This window comes from Wenyingzhuangia sp. 2_MG-2023, from assembly GCF_030548295.1.
In the GTDB taxonomy this organism is placed as follows: domain Bacteria; phylum Bacteroidota; class Bacteroidia; order Flavobacteriales; family Flavobacteriaceae; genus Wenyingzhuangia.
In genome coordinates this window covers 1-24745 of record NZ_JAUOSB010000015.1, presented here as the reverse complement: position 1 = coordinate 24745, position 24745 = coordinate 1, and the positions used below count along the sequence as shown (strand labels likewise).

General features: G+C 32.4%; 18 protein-coding genes and 1 tRNA gene. 10 read left to right on the top strand and 9 right to left on the bottom strand.

Annotated elements, in window-relative coordinates; genetic code table 11:
* The first annotated feature begins 17 nt into the window (after nucleotides 1-17).
* The gene (locus Q4548_RS13345; protein ID WP_303455833.1) at nucleotides 18-1631 is read left to right on the top strand and encodes a M56 family metallopeptidase; all 1614 of its coding nucleotides are present in this window, start codon (nucleotides 18-20) and stop codon (nucleotides 1629-1631) included.
* Nucleotides 1632-1830: 199 nt separating this feature from the next.
* Here the strand turns inward: Q4548_RS13345 and rho are convergent, their stop codons facing one another.
* A complete protein-coding gene (gene rho / locus Q4548_RS13340) occupies nucleotides 1831-3483 on the bottom strand; it encodes a transcription termination factor Rho (RefSeq protein WP_303455831.1) in 1653 nt (550 codons plus the stop codon).
* Nucleotides 3484-3715: 232 nt separating this feature from the next.
* Here rho and Q4548_RS13335 point away from each other — a divergent pair, with 232 nt between their 5' ends.
* A complete protein-coding gene (locus Q4548_RS13335) occupies nucleotides 3716-4150 on the top strand; it encodes a DUF4293 domain-containing protein (protein WP_303455829.1) in 435 nt (144 codons plus the stop codon).
* 141 nt (nucleotides 4151-4291) lie between these two features.
* Nucleotides 4292-5371, top strand: coding sequence for a peptide chain release factor 1 (prfA, locus tag Q4548_RS13330; protein ID WP_303455828.1), 1080 nt, complete (start codon nucleotides 4292-4294; stop codon nucleotides 5369-5371).
* 50 nt (nucleotides 5372-5421) lie between these two features.
* On the opposite strand, the gene Q4548_RS13325 is transcribed toward prfA, so the two are convergent.
* The gene (locus tag Q4548_RS13325; RefSeq protein WP_303455827.1) at nucleotides 5422-5724 is read right to left on the bottom strand and encodes a gamma-glutamylcyclotransferase family protein; all 303 of its coding nucleotides are present in this window, start codon (nucleotides 5722-5724) and stop codon (nucleotides 5422-5424) included.
* A gap of 88 nt (nucleotides 5725-5812) precedes the next feature.
* Here Q4548_RS13325 and Q4548_RS13320 point away from each other — a divergent pair, with 88 nt between their 5' ends.
* The 3 genes from Q4548_RS13320 to Q4548_RS13310 are packed head-to-tail and all read left to right on the top strand — an operon-like array spanning nucleotide 5813 to nucleotide 10034.
* Complete coding sequence (locus tag Q4548_RS13320; RefSeq protein WP_303455826.1) at nucleotides 5813-6589, top strand: 3'-5' exonuclease; 777 nt, start codon at nucleotides 5813-5815, stop codon at nucleotides 6587-6589.
* Between the two features lies 1 nt (nucleotide 6590).
* A complete protein-coding gene (locus tag Q4548_RS13315) occupies nucleotides 6591-7076 on the top strand; it encodes an ABC transporter ATPase (protein ID WP_303455824.1) in 486 nt (161 codons plus the stop codon).
* 24 nt (nucleotides 7077-7100) lie between these two features.
* Nucleotides 7101-10034 carry a glycoside hydrolase family 3 N-terminal domain-containing protein gene (locus Q4548_RS13310; protein WP_303455822.1) on the top strand — a complete coding sequence of 978 codons (2934 nt, stop codon included), beginning with the start codon at nucleotides 7101-7103 and terminating at the stop codon, nucleotides 10032-10034.
* A gap of 46 nt (nucleotides 10035-10080) precedes the next feature.
* On the opposite strand, the gene Q4548_RS13305 is transcribed toward Q4548_RS13310, so the two are convergent.
* The 6 genes from Q4548_RS13305 to Q4548_RS13280 form a co-directional block, all read right to left on the bottom strand.
* The gene (locus Q4548_RS13305) at nucleotides 10081-11292 is read right to left on the bottom strand and encodes a bifunctional alpha/beta hydrolase/OsmC family protein (protein ID WP_303455820.1); all 1212 of its coding nucleotides are present in this window, start codon (nucleotides 11290-11292) and stop codon (nucleotides 10081-10083) included.
* Nucleotides 11293-11352: 60 nt separating this feature from the next.
* Entirely contained in the window at nucleotides 11353-12009 is a 657-nt protein-coding gene (locus Q4548_RS13300; RefSeq protein ID WP_303455819.1) for a peroxiredoxin-like family protein, read from the bottom strand.
* Between the two features lie 105 nt (nucleotides 12010-12114).
* A complete protein-coding gene (locus Q4548_RS13295) occupies nucleotides 12115-12243 on the bottom strand; it encodes a hypothetical protein (protein ID WP_303455817.1) in 129 nt (42 codons plus the stop codon).
* A 268-nt stretch (nucleotides 12244-12511) separates the two neighbouring features.
* Entirely contained in the window at nucleotides 12512-13975 is a 1464-nt protein-coding gene (locus Q4548_RS13290) for a magnesium chelatase (protein WP_303455816.1), read from the bottom strand.
* Between the two features lie 45 nt (nucleotides 13976-14020).
* Complete coding sequence (locus tag Q4548_RS13285) at nucleotides 14021-15151, bottom strand: VWA domain-containing protein (protein ID WP_303455814.1); 1131 nt, start codon at nucleotides 15149-15151, stop codon at nucleotides 14021-14023.
* 107 nt (nucleotides 15152-15258) lie between these two features.
* Nucleotides 15259-15963, bottom strand: a complete 705-nt coding sequence (locus Q4548_RS13280) for a hypothetical protein (RefSeq protein ID WP_303455812.1) — start codon at nucleotides 15961-15963, stop codon at nucleotides 15259-15261.
* Between the two features lie 249 nt (nucleotides 15964-16212).
* On the opposite strand from Q4548_RS13280, the gene Q4548_RS13275 reads away from it, so the two are divergent.
* Entirely contained in the window at nucleotides 16213-17772 is a 1560-nt protein-coding gene (locus tag Q4548_RS13275) for a T9SS type A sorting domain-containing protein (RefSeq protein ID WP_303455810.1), read from the top strand.
* A gap of 63 nt (nucleotides 17773-17835) precedes the next feature.
* Here the strand turns inward: Q4548_RS13275 and Q4548_RS13270 are convergent, their stop codons facing one another.
* A complete protein-coding gene (locus tag Q4548_RS13270) occupies nucleotides 17836-18825 on the bottom strand; it encodes a Gfo/Idh/MocA family protein (RefSeq protein WP_303455809.1) in 990 nt (329 codons plus the stop codon).
* Nucleotides 18826-19091: 266 nt separating this feature from the next.
* On the opposite strand from Q4548_RS13270, the gene Q4548_RS13265 reads away from it, so the two are divergent.
* From Q4548_RS13265 to Q4548_RS13255, 3 genes are all read left to right on the top strand, one after another.
* Nucleotides 19092-19175: transfer RNA gene (locus tag Q4548_RS13265), tRNA-Ser, on the top strand.
* A gap of 561 nt (nucleotides 19176-19736) precedes the next feature.
* Entirely contained in the window at nucleotides 19737-22787 is a 3051-nt protein-coding gene (locus tag Q4548_RS13260) for a T9SS type A sorting domain-containing protein (RefSeq protein WP_303455808.1), read from the top strand.
* A 34-nt stretch (nucleotides 22788-22821) separates the two neighbouring features.
* Nucleotides 22822-24387 (top strand): tetratricopeptide repeat protein, encoded by a 1566-nt coding sequence (locus Q4548_RS13255; protein ID WP_303455806.1) that lies wholly within the window; start codon nucleotides 22822-22824, stop codon nucleotides 24385-24387.
* The last annotated feature ends 358 nt before the right edge of the window (nucleotides 24388-24745 follow it).

Below are 24745 nucleotides of genomic sequence, written 5' to 3'. Positions count from 1 at the left end.
ATGAAATTCCAGTGACAATGGAAACTAGTGTTGAGGAATCTTTTAATTTATTAGATTATTTACCATGGTTGTATGTCTTAGGTCTAATCGTTTTTTCTATTCGATTTTTTCTTAGATTGATTTCTCTGGCTAGGGTAATTAAGAAAAATGAAAGTCATAAAAAAGATGGATACATTTTTATAGAAACCACAGCTAAACTTTCTCCTTTTTCATTTTTTAAATGGATTGTTTACAATCCAAATCAACTTAATCCAACAGAATTAGCACAAATTATAACGCATGAAAAAGTACATGCCAAACAATATCATTCCATAGATATTTTACTCATGGAAATTTGTTGTGTGTTTCTTTGGTTTTATCCATTTGTATGGCTTTATAACAAAAGTCTAAAACAAAACTTAGAGTTTTTGGCCGATAAGTATGCTTTAAATCAATGTAATGATACAAAAAGTTATCAATATACTTTGTTAAAAGCGAGTATTCCGAATCCTCAAATGGCTTTGAGCAATCACTTTTACAATTCATTAATCAAAAAAAGAATCGCTATGATACAAAAATCAAAATCAAAAAAAATCAATTTATTAAAGTATGCACTAGTTGTTCCTGTGTTGGCTTTGTTTTTAATGAGCTTTAATATTGAAGAGGTTTATCTGGATAAACAAATAAATGGAATAATAAAAGGAAACGATTCTATAGGAATTGAATTGAAAAGTAAAACTAGTATTATTAAAGAATCCCATCCTTTATATATTGTAAATGGTAAAGAAGCAACCAAAGAAGACTTTGATTCTATGAACCGCAATAATATAAAATTAATTAATGTTTTAAAGGATAAAAAAGCTATAGAGAAATACGGGGAAAAAGGAAAAGAGGGGGTTGTTGAAATTACATCGAAATGGACGTTTGAGGTTTTAGGTCAGGATGGCAATATTGTGGGTGGAAAAGAGATGACAAGAACAGGAAAGGAAAGTTTAAGCCCGGATAATATTCAATCAATGAATGTTTTAAAGGATGAAAAAACTATTGAGGAATATGGAGGGAAAGAGGAGATGTTGATTGCTATGAAAAAAGAAAAGGATTCAGTACCTCCAGTTTCAAAATCTTATCCAGATATAAAAGTAGTATCCTCTACTAATGATGAAGAATCGGAATCTTTAGATATAAGAAAAAATGAAATAGAGGTAGAAGTCATATATATAGAAGCAATTCCATTATATATTATTGATGGAAATATAGCTTCAGTGGAAAAGTTTAAAAACATAAACATAAATCACATTCAATCAATGAATGTTTTAAAACGTAAAAAAGCTATGGAGGTATACGGAGAGAGAGCAAAATTTGGTGCAGTAGAAATTACAATGAAAGAAATATTTACCATGATTTTAGATAAAAGAACTTCTAACGATAAGTTAGAAGTGTATAAAAAAAGTCTAAAAAAAATGTTTGATAAAGACTTAACTTATAATGTAATAAGGAATTCTGAAAATGAAATTATAGTATGTGATATTGAAGTTTCAGGTAAAGGACATTCGTTTAAAATGTATGGAAACAAACCTATAACACCAGTAGTATTAATTTATAATAAGAAGACAAAAGAGTTTACTTCAAAAACGTATAATAATCCGAAATAAAAGTGTGGGGTATGGAATCAATGAATAAAATACCCAAAAAGAAGAGAGCTTAGGTATTCTTAATTTATTTTAAACATTAAAACAAGAGTAGGACTTGTAAGTAAAAAGTTATACATCAAATAAATTAAGCTGCTGTCATAAATAAAAAAACCTTTGTAACAATTACAAAGGTTTTTTTATGCTATAAATTTTGATGTAATTAACCGTTCATAGAAATCAAGAACTCATCATTGTTTTTAGAACCTTTGATGCGGTCTTTTATAAACTCCATTGCTTCTACAGGATTCATGTCTGCAAGGTATTTACGCAACACCCACATACGTTGTACTGTTTTTTCGTCTAACAACAAATCATCTCTACGTGTACTAGATTTGATCAAATCAATAGCAGGATAGATACGTCTGTTGGCAATGTTTCTTTCTAGTTGGAGTTCCATGTTACCAGTACCTTTGAATTCTTCAAAAATAACTTCGTCCATTTTAGAACCTGTTTCAGTCAATGCTGTAGCAATAATGGTCAAAGATCCGCCGTTTTCTATATTACGTGCAGCACCAAAGAAACGTTTTGGTTTGTGTAATGCGTTGGCATCAATACCTCCAGATAATATTTTACCAGAAGCAGGAGCTACTGTGTTGTAAGCTCTAGCCAAACGTGTAATAGAGTCTAGTAAAATAACAACATCATGACCACATTCTACCAAACGTTTTGCTTTTTCCAAAACAATGTTGGCTACTTTTACGTGTTTTTCAGCGGGCTCATCAAAAGTAGAGGCAACAACTTCACCACGAACATTACGTTGCATGTCAGTAACCTCTTCGGGTCTTTCATCTATTAGTAAGACTAGTTGATAAACTTCAGGATGGTTGGTCGCAATGGCATTGGCAATGTCTTTTAACAACATTGTTTTACCTGTTTTAGGTTGAGCCACAATCATTGCACGTTGCCCTTTACCAATAGGAGCAAACAGATCTATAATTCTTGTAGATAAGGAACTTCTTCCTCCAGACAAGTTGAATTTTTCTTCTGGAAAAAGCGGAGTAAGGTGCTCAAAAGAAACACGATCTCTAACTTCTTTAGGGTTTAATCCGTTAATTTTAGAAACTCTAATTAAAGGGAAATATTTTTCACCTTCTTTAGGAGGTCTAACAACACCTTTAACGGTATCACCTGTTTTTAATCCAAATAATTTAATTTGAGATTGAGATACATAAATATCATCAGGAGAAGACAAGTAATTGTAATCAGAAGACCTTAAAAAACCATAACCGTCAGGCATCATTTCTAAAACTCCTTCACTTTCAATAATCCCATCAAACTCGTAGTTAGGGTCTCTTAGACTCTTTCCTTTGTTGTTTTTATTGTTTCTAGGTGGTTTTCTGTGATTGTTGTTCTGAGCAGGATGATTTGGTTTTGGCTCTGAACCATTGTTGTTCGTAGCATCTTCTTGTTGCTTTCTAGGATTTCTCTTAGGAATCACTTTCTTTTCAACCACAGGACGAGCTGTAGGTTCTGGTGGAGTGGGCTTGTCAGAAGTTTTCGTGGCCTCTTTAACAATAGTTTCTGCTTTGTCAACAGTGTTCAATTCCTCTGATTTGACATTGGGAGTTGCTTTCTTCACAACTCTTGATCTAGTTTTCCTAACAGGTTTGTTTACCGGTCTTTCAACTGGAGTTTCTGTTTTTGGAGGTGCTTTTTCTTCTTTTTTTGAAGCTTCTAAAGCGGCTTGCTCATCTAGAATCTTATAAATCAAATCTTGTTTTTTCAATTGACTTGTTTTCTTCAATCCAATAGTTTTTGCAATTTCATGCAAGTCTGCAAGTGTTTTTGCTTTTAATTGAGAAATTTCGAACATGTAAAAATGTGTATGGTAAATAAATATTAAAAATCCTCTAATTTGAAAATGAATCGTTTAAAGTATGAGAGAATTGTTATGTTTGTTTGTTTGTTGAAAATTTATATAGCTTGTAAGTATTTGTGCTATAGTAGCTTAAATTCGCTGTCACAAATATAGTTTTTTTTTTTATCTGGCAAAGTCTTTTATAAATAAAAAGAATATGTAAATTTGTGACTGTTATTGGAAAAATATGATTCAAAGAATACAGACCGTTTATTTATCAATCGCTTTTATTATAGCGGGAGTGTTGACAAATTTTATTCCCTTTTTTGTGATTGAAGAAAACATCAATATGTTTTTAGTCAATACATTGTCCAATGATTCAGTTCTTTTAAAATCCGTAGGAATATTTACTATTTTATCAGCAATATTGTCTTTAGTAGCTATTTTTAGTTACAAAAAAAGACAAAATCAATTTGTTGTAAATAGGTTAAATGTTCTGATCAACTTCTATTTATTAGGTGTATTGATATATTTATCTCTAACTCTACCTGGAGAAATGAAAATTTCGGAGAAGGGTATTTTGATTTATTTTCCGATTGTCATCATCGTTTTGTTAGTCATGGCAAACAAGGCAATTAAGAAAGATGAAGATCTTGTAAAATCAGTAGATAGATTACGATAAACTTAACATCTTAGTTTATTTAGTGCGACTGAAATCCCAAAACTTAGGTTTTGGGATTTTTTTAATTTAAAAGACCCATTGTGAATTAAATATTGGATTTCAATTTTTAATTGTAATTTTGCATTCTACAAAAAATACAGTATGTTAGATAAGATAAAGATAGTGAAGCAGCGTTTTGATGAAGTATCGGATTTGATTATTCAGCCCGACATTATTACAGATCAAAAACGTTATGCAAAACTTAATAAAGAATATAAAGATTTAAGTAAGGTTGTTGAGAAAGGAAATGAGTACCAAACCTTGATGAGTAATATTGACGAAGCGAAAGAAATTATTGCCGATGGTTCTGATGCTGAAATGGTGGAAATGGCAAAAATGGAATTGGAAGAAGCAAATGAAAGAATTCCAGAACTAGAAGAGGAGATCAAATTTATGTTGATTCCTAAAGATCCAGAAGATGCTAAAAACGTAATTGTAGAAATTAGAGCGGGTACAGGAGGTGATGAAGCAAGTATTTTTGCAGGAGATTTGTACAGAATGTATACCAAGTATTGTGCTACCAGAGGTTGGAAAACCGAAGTTGAAGACATTGCAGACGGAACTTCTGGAGGTTTTAAAGAAATTATTTTTAGTGTTACGGGTGAAGATGTGTATGGAGATTTAAAGTTTGAATCTGGTGTGCACCGTGTACAACGTGTACCGCAAACAGAAACACAAGGTCGTGTACACACGTCTGCAGCAACCGTTATGGTATTGCCAGAAGCAGAAGAGTTTGATGTGCAAATTAACAATGCAGATGTGCGTGTAGATTATTTCTGTTCTTCAGGACCTGGAGGACAATCGGTAAACACAACGTATTCTGCGGTACGTTTGACACACATTCCTACAGGAATTGTAGCTCAATGTCAGGATCAAAAATCTCAACACAAAAACAAAGACAAAGCCATGAAAGTATTACGTTCTCGTATTTACGAAATGGAGTTGGCTAAAAAGTTGGAATTAGATGCTGCACAGCGTAAAACTATGGTGAGTTCTGGAGATAGATCTGCTAAAATTAGAACTTACAACTATCCACAAGGACGTGTTACTGAACACAGAATTGGATTGACATTGTACGATTTAGGAAATATTGTAAACGGAGACATTCATAAAATTATTGATGAATTAAAGTTGACAGAAAATACAGAAAAATTAAAAGAATTAGGAGAAGCTAATATTTAAGATTTTTTCAAATACAAATAAAAAACGCTCTAATTTTTAGAGCGTTTTTTTTATGCTTCAATATAAACCCAAGCTTTTTGTTTGGATGCTAAAGTGATTAAAATTCTTTGGTATTCTTTTCCTTCATAAATATCACAATTTTTTAAATCTTCATCGGTCATTTCGTAGCAAATACCGTCAATAATAGAAGTCTCATCACCGAGTTTTAAGATTGGATAGCTATTTGTTCCTAGAATGATAATTTCTTTTTTAAAACCTGTTAGTTGGTCTAATTTTCCTGGTAAGATTCGTCCGAACAACTCCATTTGAATCTCTTTGTTTTGTAACGTACCGTATGTAAATACTTTTTGCATAGTTGATAACTCTTTGTTTTTAGTTGTGATAAATTTATAGGTTTGTTTTGATTTATTTAAATTTACGAGAACAATACAAATTCACAAAATGAAGTTAGAATTAACAAGACCAATGGCTTTCTTTGATTTAGAAACGACAGGTATCAATATAGCAAAAGACAGAATTGTAGAAATTTCTATTTTAAAAGTATTTCCAAACGGAAACAAAGAGAGCAAAACATGGTTGGTAAATCCAGAAATGAAAATTCCTAAAGAATCTTCTGATATTCATGGAATTACAGATGATAAAGTAAAAGATGAACCTACGTTTAAAAAATTGTCTAACGATGTTTATCAACTGATCAAAGGATGTGATTTGGCAGGTTTCAATTCCAATCGTTTTGACATTCCATTGTTAGCAGAAGAAATGCTAAGAGCTGAAGTAGATTTTGATTTGACAAACATAAAATTTGTAGATGTTCAAACTATTTTTCACAAGAAAGAACAACGAACTTTAAGTGCAGGATATAAATTTTATTGTGGAAAAGATTTAGAAGGAGCACACTCTGCAGAAGCAGATACCAATGCAACTTATGAAATTTTATTGGCTCAGTTAGAGAAGTATGAAGATATTGGAACAGATGTTGCGGCATTAAGTGAGTATTCATCACATCAGAAAAGAGCAGATTTTGCAGGGTTTATCCAATTTAACGACAAAGATGAAGAAATCTTTACTTTTGGAAAATACAAAAATAGAACCGTTTTAGCTGTGTTAGCAGAAAATCCTGGATATTACAATTGGATCATCAATGCAGATTTTCCATTGTACACCAAAAAAGTATTGACCAGCATTCGATTGAAAAGTTTAAGCACAAAATTGAAATAACATGTACGTACCTTATACCACTTTACCCGATGATTCAAGAGTTTGGATCTATCAGTCCAATAGAAAATTAACAGAAGCAGAGCAAGAGCAAATTGTAACCATGACAACAGACTTTGTAGAAAAATGGACAAGACATGGAGAAAATGTAAGAGGAAGTTTTGAGATAAAATACGATCAATTCTTAATCATTGCTGTAGATCAGAATTTTGTTGAAGTTTCAGGTTGTTCTATAGATGCTTCGGTCAAATTGGTGCAATTGATTCAAGATCAATTTAAAATAGACATGCTGAATAAATTGGCAGTAGGTTATAAAAAAGAGCAAGGGTTGAACGTAGTTACGATGTCTGAATTTATGGATTTGGTAAAAAACAAAGAAGTAACAGAGGACACAACGGTGTTCAATAATATGATTGATACCAAAGAAGGTGTTGCTAAAAATTGGGAAGTTCCGGCAAAGTACAGCTGGCACGCTCGTTTTTTTAATTAGTCTAATCTTTTTAGTGAAGTGCTTATGATGAGGTATGCTACGGCTGTGTTTTTTTGCTTTTTTTTATCGATAAATTCTTTTGCTCAACAGTTGTTCTCTGTAAACAATCCATTGATTTCTAAAGATCAATTTGTACAAGAAATATGGGTAGACAGTGTTCTGAAATCCATGACTTTGGATGAGAAAATTGGTCAATTGTTTATGGTGCAAGCATATTCTAACAAAGATGCAAAGCACGAACAAGAAATAAACGATTTGATTGAAAAACATCATATTGGAGGATTGATTTTTATGCAAGGAACTCCAGAAAAACAGATTGAATTGTACAATCAATATCAATCTAAAAGTAGAGTTCCATTGCTTGTTGGGTTTGATGGTGAATGGGGGCTTTCCATGCGCATAAAACCCTCTTTTGCATATCCTTGGAACATGACTTTAGGAGCTGTTCAAGACAATTCGTTGATTTATAAAGTAGGACAACAAATAGGGGAGCATTGCAAGCAAGTTGGGGTGCATATCAATTTTGCTCCTGTGATAGATATCAATACAAATCCTAAGAATCCTATTATAGGAAATCGTTCTTTTGGTGAAGACAAACACAATGTTACTCAAAAATCTAGAGCTTTTATAGAGGGAATGCAGAGTGCGGGAGTGTTGGCAAATGCAAAACATTTTCCAGGGCATGGAGATACTGCTTCAGATTCTCACAAAACGTTGCCTGTTGTCAATTTTAGTTGGGAACGATTGGATAGTTTGGAATTGTATCCTTACCAGCAATTGGTGAATTCTAAATTGGCTAGTGTGATGGTGGCACATTTAGACGTACCATCATTAAAAACAGAGAATGGAAAACCAACCTCTATTTCTAAAAAAGTAGTTACAGATTTGTTGAAAAACAAAATAGGCTTTGGTGGTTTGGTTTTTACAGATGCTCTAAACATGAAAGGTGTTGCCAATTACGCACAAGCAGATCGAGTTTCTTTAGAGGCTTTTAAGGCTGGAAATGACATGTTGCTGATTCCTGTAGATGTACCAAATGGAGTGGCAATGATCAAACAAGCAATTATGAAAAAAGAATTGACAGAAGATAGATTGGACAATTCTGTTAAAAAGATACTGCAAGCAAAATATTTGGTGGGTTTAAATCACTTAAAAATATTATCATCGGATAAGGTTCAGCAAAGAATACATACAGAAAAAGACGATTTGTTGTTTAAGAATGTTGCTGAAAATGCAATCACGTTGGTTAAAAACACACAAGATTTTTTGCCCTTAACAAGGTTAGATACCTTAAAAATTGCTTCGGTTAGTTTGGGAGATAGCCAAGCAAACACATTTGTAACTACGCTTCAAAAATATACAGAGGTGATTGCCGTAAAAGATTTGACTGTTGCCAATTACCAAGCCAAGTTGAAAGATTTTAACACAATAGTTATTGGTTTTCACAAATCGGATGAACATCCTTGGAAACCGTATGAATTGTCTTCTAGTGAAATTCAACTTATTCAGAAAATTTCGGCAAAAAAGAAAGTGATTTTAACTGTTTTTGCAAGCCCATATGCTTTGTTAAAGTTGAATGGATTTAAGAACAGTTCTAATGTGGTAGTGGCCTATCAAAACAATGCAATTTTTCAATCCGTAGCTGCTCAACAAATTTTTGGAGCACTTCCATTTTTGGGAAAACTACCCGTTTCGGTTTCAGATACCTACAAAGTTGGTAGCGGAGTGCCAACAGGAGTGTTAAAACGTTTGCAATACGGTCATCCTAATGAAGTAGGAATGGATGCTGACAAATTATCTAAAATTGACTCTGTAGCGTATTCCATTATAAAAAAAAAAATGACACCTGGACTTCAGGTTTTGGTGGCTAGAAAAGGAAAAGTGATTTACGAAAAAGCATTTGGTTTTTATACCTATGATTCTGTTCAGAAAGTCACCGTAAATTCTATGTACGATTTGGCGTCTTTGACTAAGATTTTAGGTGCAATGCCTCTTTTTTTACAAGGTTTTGAAAAAGGAGATATTCGATTGGATAGTACTTTGGGAGAGCTCATTCCTGAGTTTAAAGATTCTCCAATAGAGAATTTGTTAATGATAGACATGCTAACACATCAATCAGGTTTGCAAGCATGGATTCCTTTTTATTTAAAAACATTGGACAGTGTTTCTCATCGACCTGAAAAAAAATGGTACTCCAATCAAAAAAATAAAAATTTTAGCGTAAAAGTAGCGGATAGTTTGTTTCTGAAAAACGAGTATGTTGATAGTCTTTTTCAAGTTATAAAAACAACTCCTTTAAGAGAGAAACAAGATTACAAATATTCTGATTTGACCTTTATATTATCTAGAAAAATATTTGAAAATAAGTACAAAAAGCAAATGGATTCCTTGTACTATGAAACGTTTACAAACACTTTAGGAGCTTCAAAATTAACATACAACCCTTTGCGAAAATTTATAAAAGACAGCATTGTGCCTTCAGAATTGGACAACTATTATCGTTTTCAGAAAGTACAAGGAACGGTGCATGATATGGCTGCGGCTATGTTGGGTGGTGTGAGTGGAAATGCGGGCTTGTTTGGAAATGCAAATGATGTTGCTAAAATGATGCAATTGTACTTGAACAAAGGTCTGTATGGAGGGAAAAGATACTTTAGGTCTCATACGTTTGAAGTGTTTAACAAATCGTATTTTAGAAACAGAGACAATAGAAGGGCATTGGTGTTGGACAAACCTTCTGGTGATAAAAACATATCAAATAGTTGTAATTGTACATCTGAAGCTAGTTTTGGACACAGTGGTTTTACAGGAACTTTTACCTGGGCAGATCCTGAAACGGAACTGATTTACGTGTTTTTATCTAACAGAACTTATCCAACAATGACCAATAATGAATTGGGTAGAAACGATATTAGAACCAACATTCAAGAAATGATTCAAAATGCATTGAAGAATTGAAAGAGAGTAGATTACTTAATTTCTTTTGAGAAGTTTATATACGTTTTTAGGAAATTAATGTAGTTGTTACAGAAACTGGCTGATGAAGTGTTTTGTGTACAGGACATTTGTCTGCAATTTCTAACAATCGCTTTTTCTGAGTTTCATCTAAATTTCCAATCAATTCAATTCTTTTTTCAATAAGATCTATTTTTGATTTGGGCTGGTCACATTCCTTGCAATCTTGTGCATAATCTTTGTTGTGAGAAAGATGAACAATAACCTCTTCTAGATCCCATTGTTTACGATCGGCATACATGCGCAAAGTCATGGCAGTACAAGCCCCTAGAGACGAGAGTAACAAATTATAAGGAGAAGGACCAAAATTGTTTCCACCAACATTTTCAGGTTCATCAGCAGTTAGGGAATGCCCAGCAGCAATAATGTCCGTTGTAAAACCATTATTTCCAATTCTAGCAACTACTTGTTCGGAAGTTTTGAGCTTTTTTTCTGTAGATTTATCAATATATCTTGAACCCCAGTGAGCTATAATTTGACCTGCATACAAAGAATCTTCTTTGTTAGAAAGCAAATGATCGGCACCATCTAAGGACACAAAACTCTTTGGATGCATGGCTTGAGCATAAATTTCAGAAGCATTGTGAATGCCAACAACAGTATCTTGTGGAGAGTGCAATAGTAGAAGCGGTTTTCTTAGTGTTTTTACAACTTCATGCATGTTGGTTTTGGAAATATCATCGATGAGTTGCTTAGAGATAGGAAAAGATCTTCCTCCAATAGTTACAATGGCTTTTCCGTTTGCTTCAATTTTTTCAATATCATTTTTAAAAAGATGTTGAATGTGCTGAGGAGATGATGGAGCACCAATAGTGGCAATGGCTTGAATAGAAGAAATATTTTTACCTGCAAAAATTGCAGCAGCTCCACCTAATGAATGTCCAACAATCAGTTTAGGAGCTTGTAGTTCTTGGGTCATGTATTCAGAAACATCTTCTAAGTCTTGAATGTTAGAAGTAAAATTAGTTTCAGAAAAATCTCCTTCACTTTGTCCCAATCCTGTAAAATCAAAAAGTAAAACACCAAAACCATTTTGAGTCAATGCTTTTGAAATATTTCTCACTGCGGTTAAATTTTTGTTACAGGTAAAACAATGAGCAAAAATTGCATAAGCATCAGGATGTTGATCTGCGGGCAATTCAAGTTTTGCTGAAAGAAGAATTCCTTTTGAATTTTTAAAAGAGATGTTTTTAGTTTTCATAAGTCAATTCTAATTTCAGTTTTTATGTTGAATGTATTGGTCTGCAAAGAACCTTTCTGATTACAATTTTTTTAGATTTTTTGTGATTTCAGAAGGCTCTGCTCGGTTTCTGTAATCAGTATCTAAAAAGGCATAAACAATTCTTCCTTTTTGATTTATGATATAAGTTGCAGCCAAAGGAAGCTCGTTAGAATCATCACCATTGTAAGCGTTCATGTCAAAAGCATTGTTGTAAATTTCTGCAACGTCATCGGTCAATTTGAATACCGTACCGTACTCTTTTGCCACTTCATTTCCAAGATCGCTCAGAACTTCAAATTTCAATTCATTTTTTTCTATAGTACTCAATGATTTGTCGGGCAATTCAGGAGTCAATGCGATTAAAGTAGCTCCGTAAGCTTCAAAATTTGGCAATTCTAATTGCATTTGATGCAGTGTTAAATTGCAATAAGGACACCAACCACCTCTGTACCAAGTTAAAATAACGCTTCCTTTTTTTAAAAAGTCGTACAATTCAACAGCTTCTCCTAATGCATTGTTTAATATGAAATTAGGTGCAGTATCTCCCACATTTTTAGCCTTACTTAAGATTCCGCTATTTTCAACAGCTTTTATTCCTTCTTGGTATATTTCCTTTCTAGTTTCATCTGCTTTCTGATTGAAATCTTCTTTTTTTTCATTCAAAATAGATTTAAGAGATTGTTGATTTTTGTCCATTTTTTTGTTTTTAGGATTCACCAAATTACATTTTTTTTGTTTGCAATTATTGAAGCCTAATAAGTTCAAAAATCAGACCATAATAAAGCTTTGTGTTTTTGTTTTTTACTGATTTTTCAAAAGCGAAATAGATAGGTCTTCCACCAACGAAAGAAAGTTTAGACTTGCAGTAGTGTTATCGTTTCTAGCTCTGGTTGTAGACCATGTAGTACCGTTGTCTTCTGTCCAACTCAATTTTTTATGGTCAATTTGAACACATAAAATTAACAGTTTTATTTTTTAAAAAGATGAATAGAAAGTTAAGATAAGATTGTTTTGTGAAAAGAGAAAACATGAAAAAAGCGATATCTAGAAAGTTAGATATCGCAGAGTTAAATTTATTGCAAATTTCCGTTAGTATGGTTTTTGTGATTGTTTTATTTGTCTTTTCTAATTGGGTTTTAGTGTTGATTGGTGCGCAAATACCTGCTTTTATATTGATGTTTTATTGACTGCTACAAATTTAAATTCCATCAATAAAACTTTCAAACGTGTCTTTAAAACCATAACCTTCGGACAATTCTACTTTGCTCAGTTTTTTGTATTCGGCCAATGCCCAAAGTACAAATTCTTTAAAAAACGGTACATCTTTCGGGTTCAAATCGGGTTGGTATTCTGTCAATAACGCAGCAAGTGGTTCTATATAATTCAGTTGCTGTTCGTATTCTTTGTTGGTCAAATCATTTGCCAATTCAAAGTCTGTTCCTTGTAAAAACCATTTGACAATATCATCGTAAGGAGTGGTGTCTGTTTTACGAGTCAATTTTTCTATGGTAGGAAAATAGTCATCAAACAAAGTTTTTACAGCATCTTTCAGCAAAATTTCTGCTACCGTTGCGGCTCCTTCTTGTTCTCCTTCGTACACCAATTCTATTTTTCCATTGATGGCAGGAATGATTCCCATAAAATCGCTCAAACGGATAGCAGTAGAAGATTCTCCAGAGGTCAACATTCTTAATTCAGCAGTACTCATCAAATTTTCATAGGCAGAAATACTCAAACGAGCACTAACCCCACTTTTTACGTCTACATATTCACTCTCACGAGCTTCAAAACCAATTTGTTCTAACAAGTTTTTTGCCAATTCTGGCACGTAAATAGTTTCGGACTGTGCTGCTTCTAATTTAGCTTCTTGTTGAGTAATAGTTTTGGCTATCTCAATACTGTCTGGATAATGTGTCAATATTTGTGAACCAATTCTATCTTTTAAAGGAGTAATAATACTTCCTCTATTGGTGTAGTCTTCAGGGTTGGCAGTAAAAACAAACTGCATGTCCAAATCAAAACGCAATTTAAAACCACGAATCTGAATGTCTCCTTCTTGTAGGATATTAAACAACGCAACTTGAATTCTTGCTTGTAAATCTGGCAATTCGTTGATGACAAATATACAACGGTTGGCACGTGGAATCATTCCGTAATGAATCACTCTATCATCTGCATAAGACAATTTTAAATTGGCTGCTTTGATGGGATCAATGTCACCTATAATATCAGCAACTGTAACATCTGGAGTAGCCAGTTTTTCGGCAAAACGTTCTGAACGATGCAACCAAGTAATAGGTGTTTTGTCTCCTTGTTCAGCAATCAGTTCTTTGGCAAAACGAGAAATAGGTTTTAAGGGATCGTCGTTAATTTCAGAACCTGCTACCACAGGAATGTACTCGTCCAGTAAGTTGATCATCTGACGAGCCAAACGTGTTTTTGCTTGTCCTCTTAATCCTAACAAATTGATGTTGTGTTTGGATAAAATAGCACGTTCTAATTGAGGAATTACCGTTTTTTCGTATCCGTGTACTCCTGTAAAGGTTTCTTGATTCTCTTTTTTTAGTTGAATCAAATTGCTTCTTAATTCTTCTTTGATTCCTTTGTATGTATATCCAGCAGCTTTTAAAGCTCCCAAAGTGTTGGTATTTTGTATGTCCATGTTTTCAATTTAAGTTGTCTTCTTGTAGAGAAGATTTAAAGGTGATTATCCTCTAATTCGTTTTTTTCTGTTTTGTTCGTAATCTTCAAAAATCATTTCTCCGAGTCTTTGCAATCCGGTATAAAAAGCTTTTCCTTGGTTGGCCTGTGTAAACGCTTTTACAAATTGCATTAAATAAGGATCTTGTGCAATCATAAAGGTGGTGATTGGAATGTGTAATTTACGTGCTTGACTCGCTTTGTCATAGCACTTGTTCACAATGTGTTGGTCCAAACCGTTGCTGTTTTTGTAATAACGACCGTCTGGCAAACGCAAACAACTTGGTTTTCCATCGGTTATCATAAAAATTTGTTTGTTGGTGTTTTTTTTACGTCGTAACAAATCCATTGCCAATTCCAATCCGGCTACTGTATTGGTGTGATAAGGCCCTACATTTAAATAAGGCAAATCTTGAATTGAAATTCGCCAAGCATCGTTTCCAAACACCAAAATATCCAACGTATCTTTTGGATAACGTGTGGTAATGAGTTCTGCCAAAGCCATGGCTACTTTTTTTGCTGGCGTAATTCTGTCTTCTCCGTACAAAATCATACTGTGGCTAATGTCAATCATCAAGACCGTACTCATTTGAGATTTATGACTGGTTTCGTTCACAATCAAATCTTCTTCATGCAATTGAAATCCATCAGAAATACCGTTGTTTATTTGTGCATTTTTGATGCTTTCGGTCATAGAAACATTGTCCAAACCATCACCAAATTGATAAGCTCTGGTTTCTCCCGTGGATTCATCACCAACTCCCATTTTTTTAGTGCTGTGATTTCCTGATGCCGATTTTTTGAGTTTACCAAATATTTGATTCAGCGCACGTTGACGAATGGCACGTTCTGTTTTGGCAGTAATTCCCATACCTGAATTCCCATCAGGCTGTACGCGTTCTTGAATAAACCCTCGGTCAAACAAATCATGTTTAAAATCTTCTAAAGTATATTCTGGAGTGGTTAGTTCGTAAGTTTTATCCAATTGCGCTAACCAATTTAAAGCTTCATCAACATCACCAGAAGTATGTGTAATTAGTTCTTTAAAAATATCTAAGAGCTTGTCGAAAATACTCAGTTCTGGGGTTTCGTATTTTTTAAATACAAATCCTGTATAAGTGCTATCTCTTTTGTTCATAGGTACATGTTTTTGAGTGGTAAAACTTGTTACTAAGTTAAATCAAATTCTACAGATGTATCTTTAGTCGTAAAGAAATGCAATTATTAAGAATTGGTTTAAACTTTTTACAATGCTGTAAATAATAGGGGATCAAACTTTTTTTTGACCACTACATTCTTTGGACCGAAATCACTTCTGTTGAATGAAAGTAGAACGTTTTCTATGGGTTGATAATTGTCCCAAGGCTTTGTAAACTTTGGTTTTTCATCGTTAAAATTGCTGAAAAAAGACCATTGTTTGATCAAGTGTTCTTTTTTGTCTACGTAAATTTCGTATTTATTTTGTGGTGTAACTCCTACATTTTCAAAAGTCATTTGCAAAACATCAGCAGAATGTCCGTCAGGCAATTTGTCTTTGCGAATGTATTTTAAAGTCACACCAGGATCTAACAATTTCCAAGGCATTGTTAACCAATAAGAATCATTAATCCACCATTTTTTGGCTTGATTCACAAGCTTTTTAGTTTGTTTTTCATCGGTAATAAGTTCTTTGTTTTTGAACGCTTTTCCAAGATTTGTGTTGATGTTTACCAAAACAGTAAGTCCATCTTTGGGAGCTTCTACTCGTACATCACCAGTCCACTTGTTCCAATACAATTTTCGTTTTCCAAAATCCCACTGAATATAGTGTACGTTGTTCCAATTGGTTTCTCCACCCATGTTTTCCATAACCTTATTGGCAATTTTAACAGCTTTTTGATCACTTTGAGAAAAGGCAGAATAGTTTAAGAATAATGCGATAAGAACAATTAAGTTAGATGTTATTTTCATTGAAATATAGGTGTTGTATAAGGTATTAAAGGTATTAACTTTTTTGAAATGGAATTATTTAAATTCAAAAAACTAAACGGATTTTTTGTTCAATTGTTGTGTTCTATAGTTGATATCGATTAGGGATGTTTTTTTTGTTATGTTCTTTATTTAGGGTTTTGTCATATGAATTATGAAATAGAATCTCTGTTTTGTTGTTTTTTTATCAAAAAAGGTAGCTTGAGGAACGATAATTTTAAATAACATATTATGAAAAGAATTACAATGTTACTCTTAGCTTTAAGTGCTAAAATTATGTTTTCTCAAACAGTGCCTACGTTTGGTTCCGGTTTGGATCCTAAACCCAGTGGAAAAGTATGGGTAAAAGAGGATGGTTTAACCGATGAGTTTAATGTAAACGGTTTGGATACGAGCAAATGGTCAAAGTCCACGTGGAATTACGATGTTCCTGTAGAAATGGTGGCAGACAACACTAATTCTGGAGTGTGGGGTGGCTATTTATGGATTAGAGCTACTTTGGATCAGGGAGCAGAACGTTGGTTTAGAACGGCTAGAATTATGTCTAAAGAACAAATTAGTTATCCAATGTATACGGAAAGTCGAATCAAAGCATCAAGCATTTCTGCTTTTAACACCTTTTGGTTAAACAACGGAGATAGTAATAATAGAGATGAAATTGATGTGATAGAAAACAATGCGGCTCCAACGTGTGATTGTAAACCTGATTATCCTTGGTTGATGAAATCGCATTATTGGCAAGCAAGAAACGGAACAGAATATGATGAAGCTAGTGATTTTGATAATAGAAACCTACCTGCAGGAACTCCTGGTAAAGGGGTAAAGTGGGATGCCGACTACCATGTTTTTGGTGTTTACTGGAAAGATGCCCGCAACATGGATTTTTATTTAAATGGAGTAAAAGTAGGAAGTTTGGTTTCTGATTTTGATTATACTAGAGACTTAAACATATTATGGGACTTATGGGCTAAGGATGCAAATTGGATAGGAGGTTTGCCTGCTCAAAGCGATTTAAACAACAATGCAATAAATACCATGTATGTAGACTGGGTAAGAACTTGGACTTTGGCAGATGATCCTAATTCTGTGAACTATTTTTTGATGAATAGAGAGACGGGAAGTAAGGTTAGAACGAATGGGATCAGTGAAAACACACCTTTAGAATTGGTTCCGTCTTCGTGGTCAGGAGCTCCTACACAATGGGAAAAAGTAGCCACAGACAATGGATGGTTTTATTTAAAAAATATAGCAAATGGAATGTATTTCCGTCCTACCGACGATACAGAAAACAGTGTGCTTGTACAAAAACCTACCTCTTACAATGGGAGTTATACCCAATGGAAAATGGTAGAGAGTTCAGGAGGTTATTTTTACTTACAAAACAGAGAAACAGGGGATTATTTTAGACCCGAAACAAGCGATAATTACAGTAATATCATTCAAAAAAGCACGGCCTCTAACGGTACTTGGACACAATGGGCACTGATTCCTACAGGAAATAACAGTTCGGTAATGTTAGAGCAAAACTTTGTTGTGGAAAAGCAAGCTCAAGCAAGCATGCAAATATATCCTAATCCATTAAAAGAAGAAGATTTAACCATTCGTATGGGGAATGAGGATACCACCAGCTATACCCTTGTTATTTCTGATGTTAAAGGAAGTATTGTTTTTAATAATACAGTAACGGGAACTACTGTTATTTCCAAAGAAATTCTGAAAAAAAGTGGTTTGTACTTTGTGAAAGCCGTTAATGAAAGCCAAAAGATTGTTAAAAAAATTATGGTAGAATAATAGGATGATTCTGAATAAAAAGGTTCTTTGTTTTTAGAAACAAAGAACCTTTTATATAAGGATTTAAGAGACTAAACCACTAATTTGTTCTAGCCAATAATTGGTTTTAGCACCAATTTTACCTGTACTGTATGTTTTTTTTGTTTTGTGAATCAAATCATTTACAATAGATTGAATCATTGGTTGTTGTACGTGTTCTGGGTAGGGAATGTCAAACGTTTCTTTGCTACCATCTGCATGAATAAGTAGGAGTGGAGTGTCTTTAAAACAGGCCATTTTTAGGGTTGCTTTGCTTCCGTTGATGGTCAGTTCATCTTGTCGTCCAGGAATTCCATGATTGAAAGCCCAAAAACAAGTACCCACCACATTGTTTTTAAACAACATATTTGCCACTACAACATCGTTGGATTTGTAAATTTTAGATTGATTGGCAGCGAGTCCTTGTATATGATCAATATCACCAATTAAAAATTCTAAAATATTTAATTGATGAGAACCTAAATCGTAAAAATAACCGTCTCCAGCTATTTTTGGATCCACTCTCCAATTGCGTTTATGGTAATCAGGATCTAAAACATCTAAAGGTTTGCTAGTGTTCATTTGAATGTTCAGAACTGTTCCCAAAGTTCCATAGTCAATCAATTCTTTAGCTTTTAAAAAATTGGGCAAACAAGTACGATAATAGGCAATGTAAAGTGGTAAATTTTTGGATTTAAATGCTTTTTCAATTTCTACACACTCATCATGCGTAATGGCCATGGGCTTTTCTATGTAACAAGCTTTTCCAGCTTCTGCAACTTTTAGCGCATAGGCTTTGTGATATTTAGGAGGAGTAGCAATGTAAATCGCATTTATTTCTGGGTGATTGATAACTTCATCAGCATCTGTAGTCCACATTTCTATTTTGTGTCTTTTTGCGTAATCTTTTGCTTTGTCTACATCTCTACGCATAACCGCAATGACTTTAGAGTTTGAAATTTTATACATTGCAGGTACGCTTTTTACTTCGCATACGTTTCCCACACCTATAACTCCCCAATTGACTTGTTTCATGATTTGCTAAAATTGATAGTTAAAAATAAGATTTTAATCGTTCTAAAAAAAGAGGAATTAGAATTACCTGTTGGAACTATATGTCGTGGTTTGCTTTGGTTATTTTTTAACAACAGGCTTTTGAAGTTGTTAAGGTTCTTAAAAAAAAAAAAACGGAATAGTTGATCAGTTTGCACAGAATTTTATGCACAGAATAAACAAAACAATTAATTTTACTTTTGTTGGAAAAAAACAAAACAATTTTGTTTATTTGCAATCCTTCAAACAGTGAGGTGCCAGAGTGGTAATGGAGCAGCCTGGAAAGCTGTGGTCGAGAAATCGGCCCAAGGGTTCGAATCCCTTTCTCACTGCATTTTAACAAAAAACCTCTGTTTTTACAGAGGTTTTTTTATGTCCGATATTTTCTGAATCCTCGGTATGCTTAATAGAATTAGAAAATATTTATCCGAAAAATGAATTGATAAGTGAATATAGTGTTTAATAGTTTAATTATATATTTCTTAAACAAGAGTTTCATTGTTTAGGTAATTGTTAGAGGAGTTTAAAATCAAACTAAATCTTTGTTTACATTGGCAGATGATTTAGTGTAAAATATAACAGAAGACATCAAATGGGACAAGTAAATTTGCAAAAAGATTAGAAAAAATACCGTCCGTAAAAATTGTTAAATTGAAAATAGATTAAATTCGTCTCAAGAAAAAGAAGCAGCAGCAAATGGATTATAATACAAACCTATATACTCTATTAAATTTTAATATGCTTTGTAAGGAACGTAGTGTTTGATAATTAAATTATTGAAAATCAGCTTTATTTTGAGTTGAAAAACATTAATGTCAACACTGTTGTATATATAGTTTTAACTAATGGAATAACTTATAATACTATAATTGCCATAAACAAAACTATATATTATGTATTATAAATTACTTTGCTTTCTTCTATGCTTTATTAGTTATTTTTCAAATGCACAAGAATTTCAGACTAATAATTATCTAGGATATGAAACATCTTTGAGAGAGGGTATACTTTCAAAGGTGTCAAATGTAAACAATTCACAACGTCCTAATTTGAACAAGAATAATGTGATGACCGATTCTAAGTATGAATACTTTTCTAATACCAATAACGGAGTCAATATTCCATTTGCAAGTATAAACGATGCGTCAAATGTATATGTAACGGGTACGAGTTCTAATCCAAATAAGCCAAAAGGGGATTTTGTTACAATTAAAGTGGATGAAACTGGAAATATCCTGTGGGAAGCAAAGGAAGAAACTGACTTATATAGTGTAGAATTTGGAACAGTAATCACATTAGACGCATTAGGAAACCCAATTGTAAGTGGCGTAAATTGGAATGGGGATAATATGGATATTAAAACCATAAAATATGATGCTTCTAGCGGAAACATAATTTGGCAACATACTTTTAACGGGGTAGCTAACGGATTAGATACCCCGACTGCAATAAGTTTAGATAATGCACAAAATATAGTTGTGACAGGAGTGAGCTATACTGGCCAAGGTGTGAGTTTTTTAACTTTAAAATATAATAACGATGGTGATTTATTATGGACAGCTACAGATGCTAATTACACACCCAATACATGGAATGAGCCTCTAGATATTGCTATAGACTCTAATAATAACATTCTAATTTCAGGATTTGGTTATGATTCCAATTCTATGCAAGGTTATTATTCAATCAGTTATAATTCTATGGGTATTGAAAACTGGCGTCATTTATATATATATAATGATCAAAGTACCCCAACTAATTCTATTGCTCGCGGTAATACCATTGACGCAAATGGGAATAGTTATGTTACAGGAACTTTCAATACACTTAATAATAAAATGGGGACAATAAAATACGATTTAAATGGTGATCTTGTTTGGGCAGAAACCTTTGAATATGATGGTGATTTTACTGATGCCTATCATATTTATGCTAATTCAGATGGTGATTTGTATGTTTCGGGAAGACATTTTGGAGGCTTTTCTGAAGATGGAGTGGTCTTGGTTTCATATGATGAAAATGGTGTGAATAATTGGGATTACACATCAGAGGCCATTGTAGATCCGCAAAAAATTTATTTTGAGTTTACTTCAGATTCAGAAATTTTCATTTCCTCAATTGGTATGGATCAAACAACTTTTGAACAAAGAATAGATATTTACAAGCTTAATGATACTGGTGCTTTAATTGGAGAAACAAACTATATAATTCCTTACTCACCTTTTGGAGGTATTGTAAATTTAATTAATATTGATATAACTATTGATAATGCAAATTTAGTATCAAGATCCTTTTATTCAAATAATGGAGATGTATTTGAGGTTAGTAAATTACCATTAGATGCCGATACTCCAGAGTGGTCAGAAATATTTGCTACTACTACCACTAAAATGCAAATTTTATCAACAGTTAACGATAGCAACAATAATATTTATGTATCTGGTCAATATGCTACAATTGTTAATAATGAATATTTTGAAAACTTTCAAATAGTTAAATATAATGAAACAAGGGATGTTGAATGGCAAAAAACTTTTAATCAGGATAATGGAAACCCAAGTAGCGGTATTATAGCAGATGTTGATACTTCGGGTAACATAATTGTGTACTTATTACCAAATGGTTTTGAGGATCAATCTATTCGACTTAAAAAATATGACCCACAGGGTAATTTACTTTGGGAAACAGAAAAAGATTATTTCAATCCTAATTTATATGAAATGTTTTTTGACGATTCAGAGAATATATATATAGCTGGAACTTCATTACAAGAGCAAACAGATTCAAACTCAATATTTACAATTTCAAAATTCTCATCCTCTGGTAATGAGGAATGGACAACATTTTACGAATCATCAGAAATAAGTGATAATTTATATTCATTAAATTCAGGTAATGCAGATACCAATGGAAATATATATGTTACTGGTCATATAGGTGCAGGTGATTGGTTTGATAAAAATTTTAACTTAGTTTTAATGAAACTTTCTGATGATGGTTCATTTCAATGGCTTTCTCCTATGTCTATCGAAAATAATAATACATCTGGTGTAGAAGTTATATTGAGTGACACAGATGATATCTATGTTACTGGATATAGTGTTGGAAGCTCATTTTTAAGAGAAGCCATAGTGCTTAAGTTTAATTCTGATGGTTCAAATCAATGGCTTTCTTCTTATTCTGAAGCAGATCGAACAGTTAACCCATATACAATTAAGCAATTATCTTCCGGTAATATTATAATGACTAGTTATAGTTTATCATCTTTTGATGGTAGTAATCGTCTTGCTATCGTAAATTTTGATAATGAAGGTAACCAAGTATGGTTTGCAAATTCAGAGGTAAATCGTTTTTACAGAGATATGCATATAGATGATTCTGATACTATTTACATTCTTAATCAAATGTATGAAACCACAATTCCTAAAAGAATTTTTTATTCCACAGGTTCATTTACAGCAGCTAGTCTATTGCAATTAGATGAGTTTGGAAATAGTTCAGAGGAGTTTTTTGTAGGACCCGAGTTATCATCATATAACCCTAATAGCTTAAACCCAATGAATGATGGTCGATTAATAATTGGAGGTAGCGTATCGCATGAGATGAATGTGTTTGAAGGATTGTATTTTTTTGAAACGCAACATGACGTTTTAGGTATTGATGAAGTGACATCTCCAGTTTTTAAGAGTAATTGGCTAGGACAAAACTATCCTAATCCTGTGAACACTAATACCTCAATTCCTTTTTATTTAACAGATAGTAGTAATGTCAATTTTAAAATTTATGATTGTCAAGGTCGAAGAATAATGACTATTGATGATCAATTTTACCCAGTTGGTAATAATGTTATGGATGTAAATATTTCAAATCTTCAATCTGGTTTGTATTTTTATAGTATTGAAACAGATAACTTTATATCTACGAGAAAAATGATTGTAAAATAATGCTTCATAGTATAGAGAATATTAATATTTAAAAATGTTACATAACAATAGAATCAAAATAATCATAATAGGCCTATTTGTTCTATTTCCCGTAATCGTTTTTATAATACTAAACAATGATGGAGATAGTGCCTTTTTTTCATCTATAAAAGAGTATGATACCAAATTAAAATTTAAAGAAAAAAATGAGGATGATTGTCAAAAGTTTATTAATTACGATGTTGATGCAATTAATAATTTAGCAATAAGTGAGTGGGAACAAGGGAATTACGAATTAGCATTATCTATTGGGAAATGTGCTTATAGAAGGGCTTTGCTTGAAGAAAATCGAATTGAACTTGCTAAGAATCTTAATATTCTTGGGCTCATTTATTGGCGGTTAGAAAATAATAAAGATGCTATGGAGGCCTATATAGAATCAGCTAAATTAGCAAATGAATTAAACTTGCATAAACTATTAGGATTAACTTATACCAATCAAGCGTTAATACTAAAAGAACAAGGGCAATATACCAAAGCTCTTTTATTTAATAAAAAGGCAATCGATATCTTTAATAAGAATAAACTTTATAGAGAACTTGGTATTTCATATAATAACCACGGACAAATATATAAGAATCAAGGAAAAATAAATAAAGCTGAACAAAATTATTTTAAAGCAATCGACAGTTATGAAAAACAAGAATATAAAAATGGTTTAGCAGCAACCTTTTATAATTTAGCAGACATTCATGCAAAAAAGAACAATGAGAACGATGCTATAAAATATGGGTATTTAAGTCTGAAAATTGCTAAAGAAATAAATAGCGATGTAAGAGTAAAGGATGCATATATCAAACTATCAGAAATATATGAGCAATTAAATAAATTAGATTCTACTATTTTTTATTTTAAAAAATTTAATGACCTAAACAATAAAATACTAATTACAAATCAATCTAAAATTTTAGCCAAATCGCAAGCTGAAATGTCTGCTGAAATCAAAGATTTACAAATTCATAATCTTGAAAAGAATAAAGAGCTTATCCAAAATAGATTTATAATTATTAGTATCTCTCTATATATAGTCTTCTTATTGGGGTTAATATTTATTTTGAGATATACATCGAAGATAAAATTAAAAAACAAAGAAGTTACTTTAGAGTTAAAAGCTTCAAATGAAATACTAGACATAAAGGAGCAAGAACTAAAATCTTACATATTAGACTTAACAAAAAAAAATGAGGTCATATCAAACCTCCAACATGTTATTAATAATAGTAATTTGAGTGTTTCGAAAAAAAATATGGAAATAAAAAAATTATCCCAAAAAAGAATATTAACATTTCAAGATTGGGTCATATTTAAAGAAAAATTCAAAACTATTTATCCTGTTTTTTTTTCATATATTAATGAAAATAAAATTCAATTTACCGAAGGAGAAATTCGTCTAATGGTGTTATTAAAATTAAAAATCACAAGTACTGAAATGGGGAGTATATTGGGAATTTCTCCCCAGAGTGTAAGGGTAGGCAAAATGAGGTTAAAGAAGAAATTGACATCAAATAATTTTGATTCTATTGAAAACTTTTTTTCATTCGTGAGCAATGTTGATGCTTAATTTTTTTTAATAAGTTCAGTATACTAGTTTATAATACTATAAACTCATCAGTTGTGGATTTATAAAAAAGTCGTGCTTCCGGTTAAATAGCTGTAAATACAATCAATACCTATGCACAGCTTTCAAGTAAATTACGACAAAATCCTAAAAGTATTCAAGAGTCTAGATGTTCAAGAGAATTATTCTATTCAAATATGAATTACATACGGTTTGCTCTGTGAATGTAGTGATTTCTAGTTTTGATATTTTAAAATATAAAGTCACAATTATCTAATTGTGTGTATTTTAGCCCCCAATAAATTCGGAGTGATATTTTAAATTTCAAATAGATAAATTTGAGATATGAAATACAAGAAAT

Coding starts and splice junctions, on each gene's coding strand:
- Q4548_RS13285 (WP_303455814.1), bottom strand. CDS start 15,151: ATGAACAAAAGAGATAGCACTTATACAGGATTTGTATTTAAAAAATAC.
- Q4548_RS13275 (WP_303455810.1), top strand. CDS start 16,213: ATGAAAAGAATTACAATGTTACTCTTAGCTTTAAGTGCTAAAATTATG.
- Q4548_RS13280 (WP_303455812.1), bottom strand. CDS start 15,963: ATGAAAATAACATCTAACTTAATTGTTCTTATCGCATTATTCTTAAAC.
- Q4548_RS13315 (WP_303455824.1), top strand. CDS start 6,591: ATGTACGTACCTTATACCACTTTACCCGATGATTCAAGAGTTTGGATC.
- rho (WP_303455831.1), bottom strand. CDS start 3,483: ATGTTCGAAATTTCTCAATTAAAAGCAAAAACACTTGCAGACTTGCAT.
- prfA (WP_303455828.1), top strand. CDS start 4,292: ATGTTAGATAAGATAAAGATAGTGAAGCAGCGTTTTGATGAAGTATCG.
- Q4548_RS13320 (WP_303455826.1), top strand. CDS start 5,813: ATGAAGTTAGAATTAACAAGACCAATGGCTTTCTTTGATTTAGAAACG.
- Q4548_RS13270 (WP_303455809.1), bottom strand. CDS start 18,825: ATGAAACAAGTCAATTGGGGAGTTATAGGTGTGGGAAACGTATGCGAA.
- Q4548_RS13255 (WP_303455806.1), top strand. CDS start 22,822: ATGTTACATAACAATAGAATCAAAATAATCATAATAGGCCTATTTGTT.
- Q4548_RS13335 (WP_303455829.1), top strand. CDS start 3,716: ATGATTCAAAGAATACAGACCGTTTATTTATCAATCGCTTTTATTATA.
- Q4548_RS13310 (WP_303455822.1), top strand. CDS start 7,101: ATGATGAGGTATGCTACGGCTGTGTTTTTTTGCTTTTTTTTATCGATA.
- Q4548_RS13260 (WP_303455808.1), top strand. CDS start 19,737: ATGTATTATAAATTACTTTGCTTTCTTCTATGCTTTATTAGTTATTTT.
- Q4548_RS13305 (WP_303455820.1), bottom strand. CDS start 11,292: ATGAAAACTAAAAACATCTCTTTTAAAAATTCAAAAGGAATTCTTCTT.
- Q4548_RS13325 (WP_303455827.1), bottom strand. CDS start 5,724: ATGCAAAAAGTATTTACATACGGTACGTTACAAAACAAAGAGATTCAA.
- Q4548_RS13345 (WP_303455833.1), top strand. CDS start 18: ATGGAAACTAGTGTTGAGGAATCTTTTAATTTATTAGATTATTTACCA.
- Q4548_RS13300 (WP_303455819.1), bottom strand. CDS start 12,009: ATGGACAAAAATCAACAATCTCTTAAATCTATTTTGAATGAAAAAAAA.
- Q4548_RS13290 (WP_303455816.1), bottom strand. CDS start 13,975: ATGGACATACAAAATACCAACACTTTGGGAGCTTTAAAAGCTGCTGGA.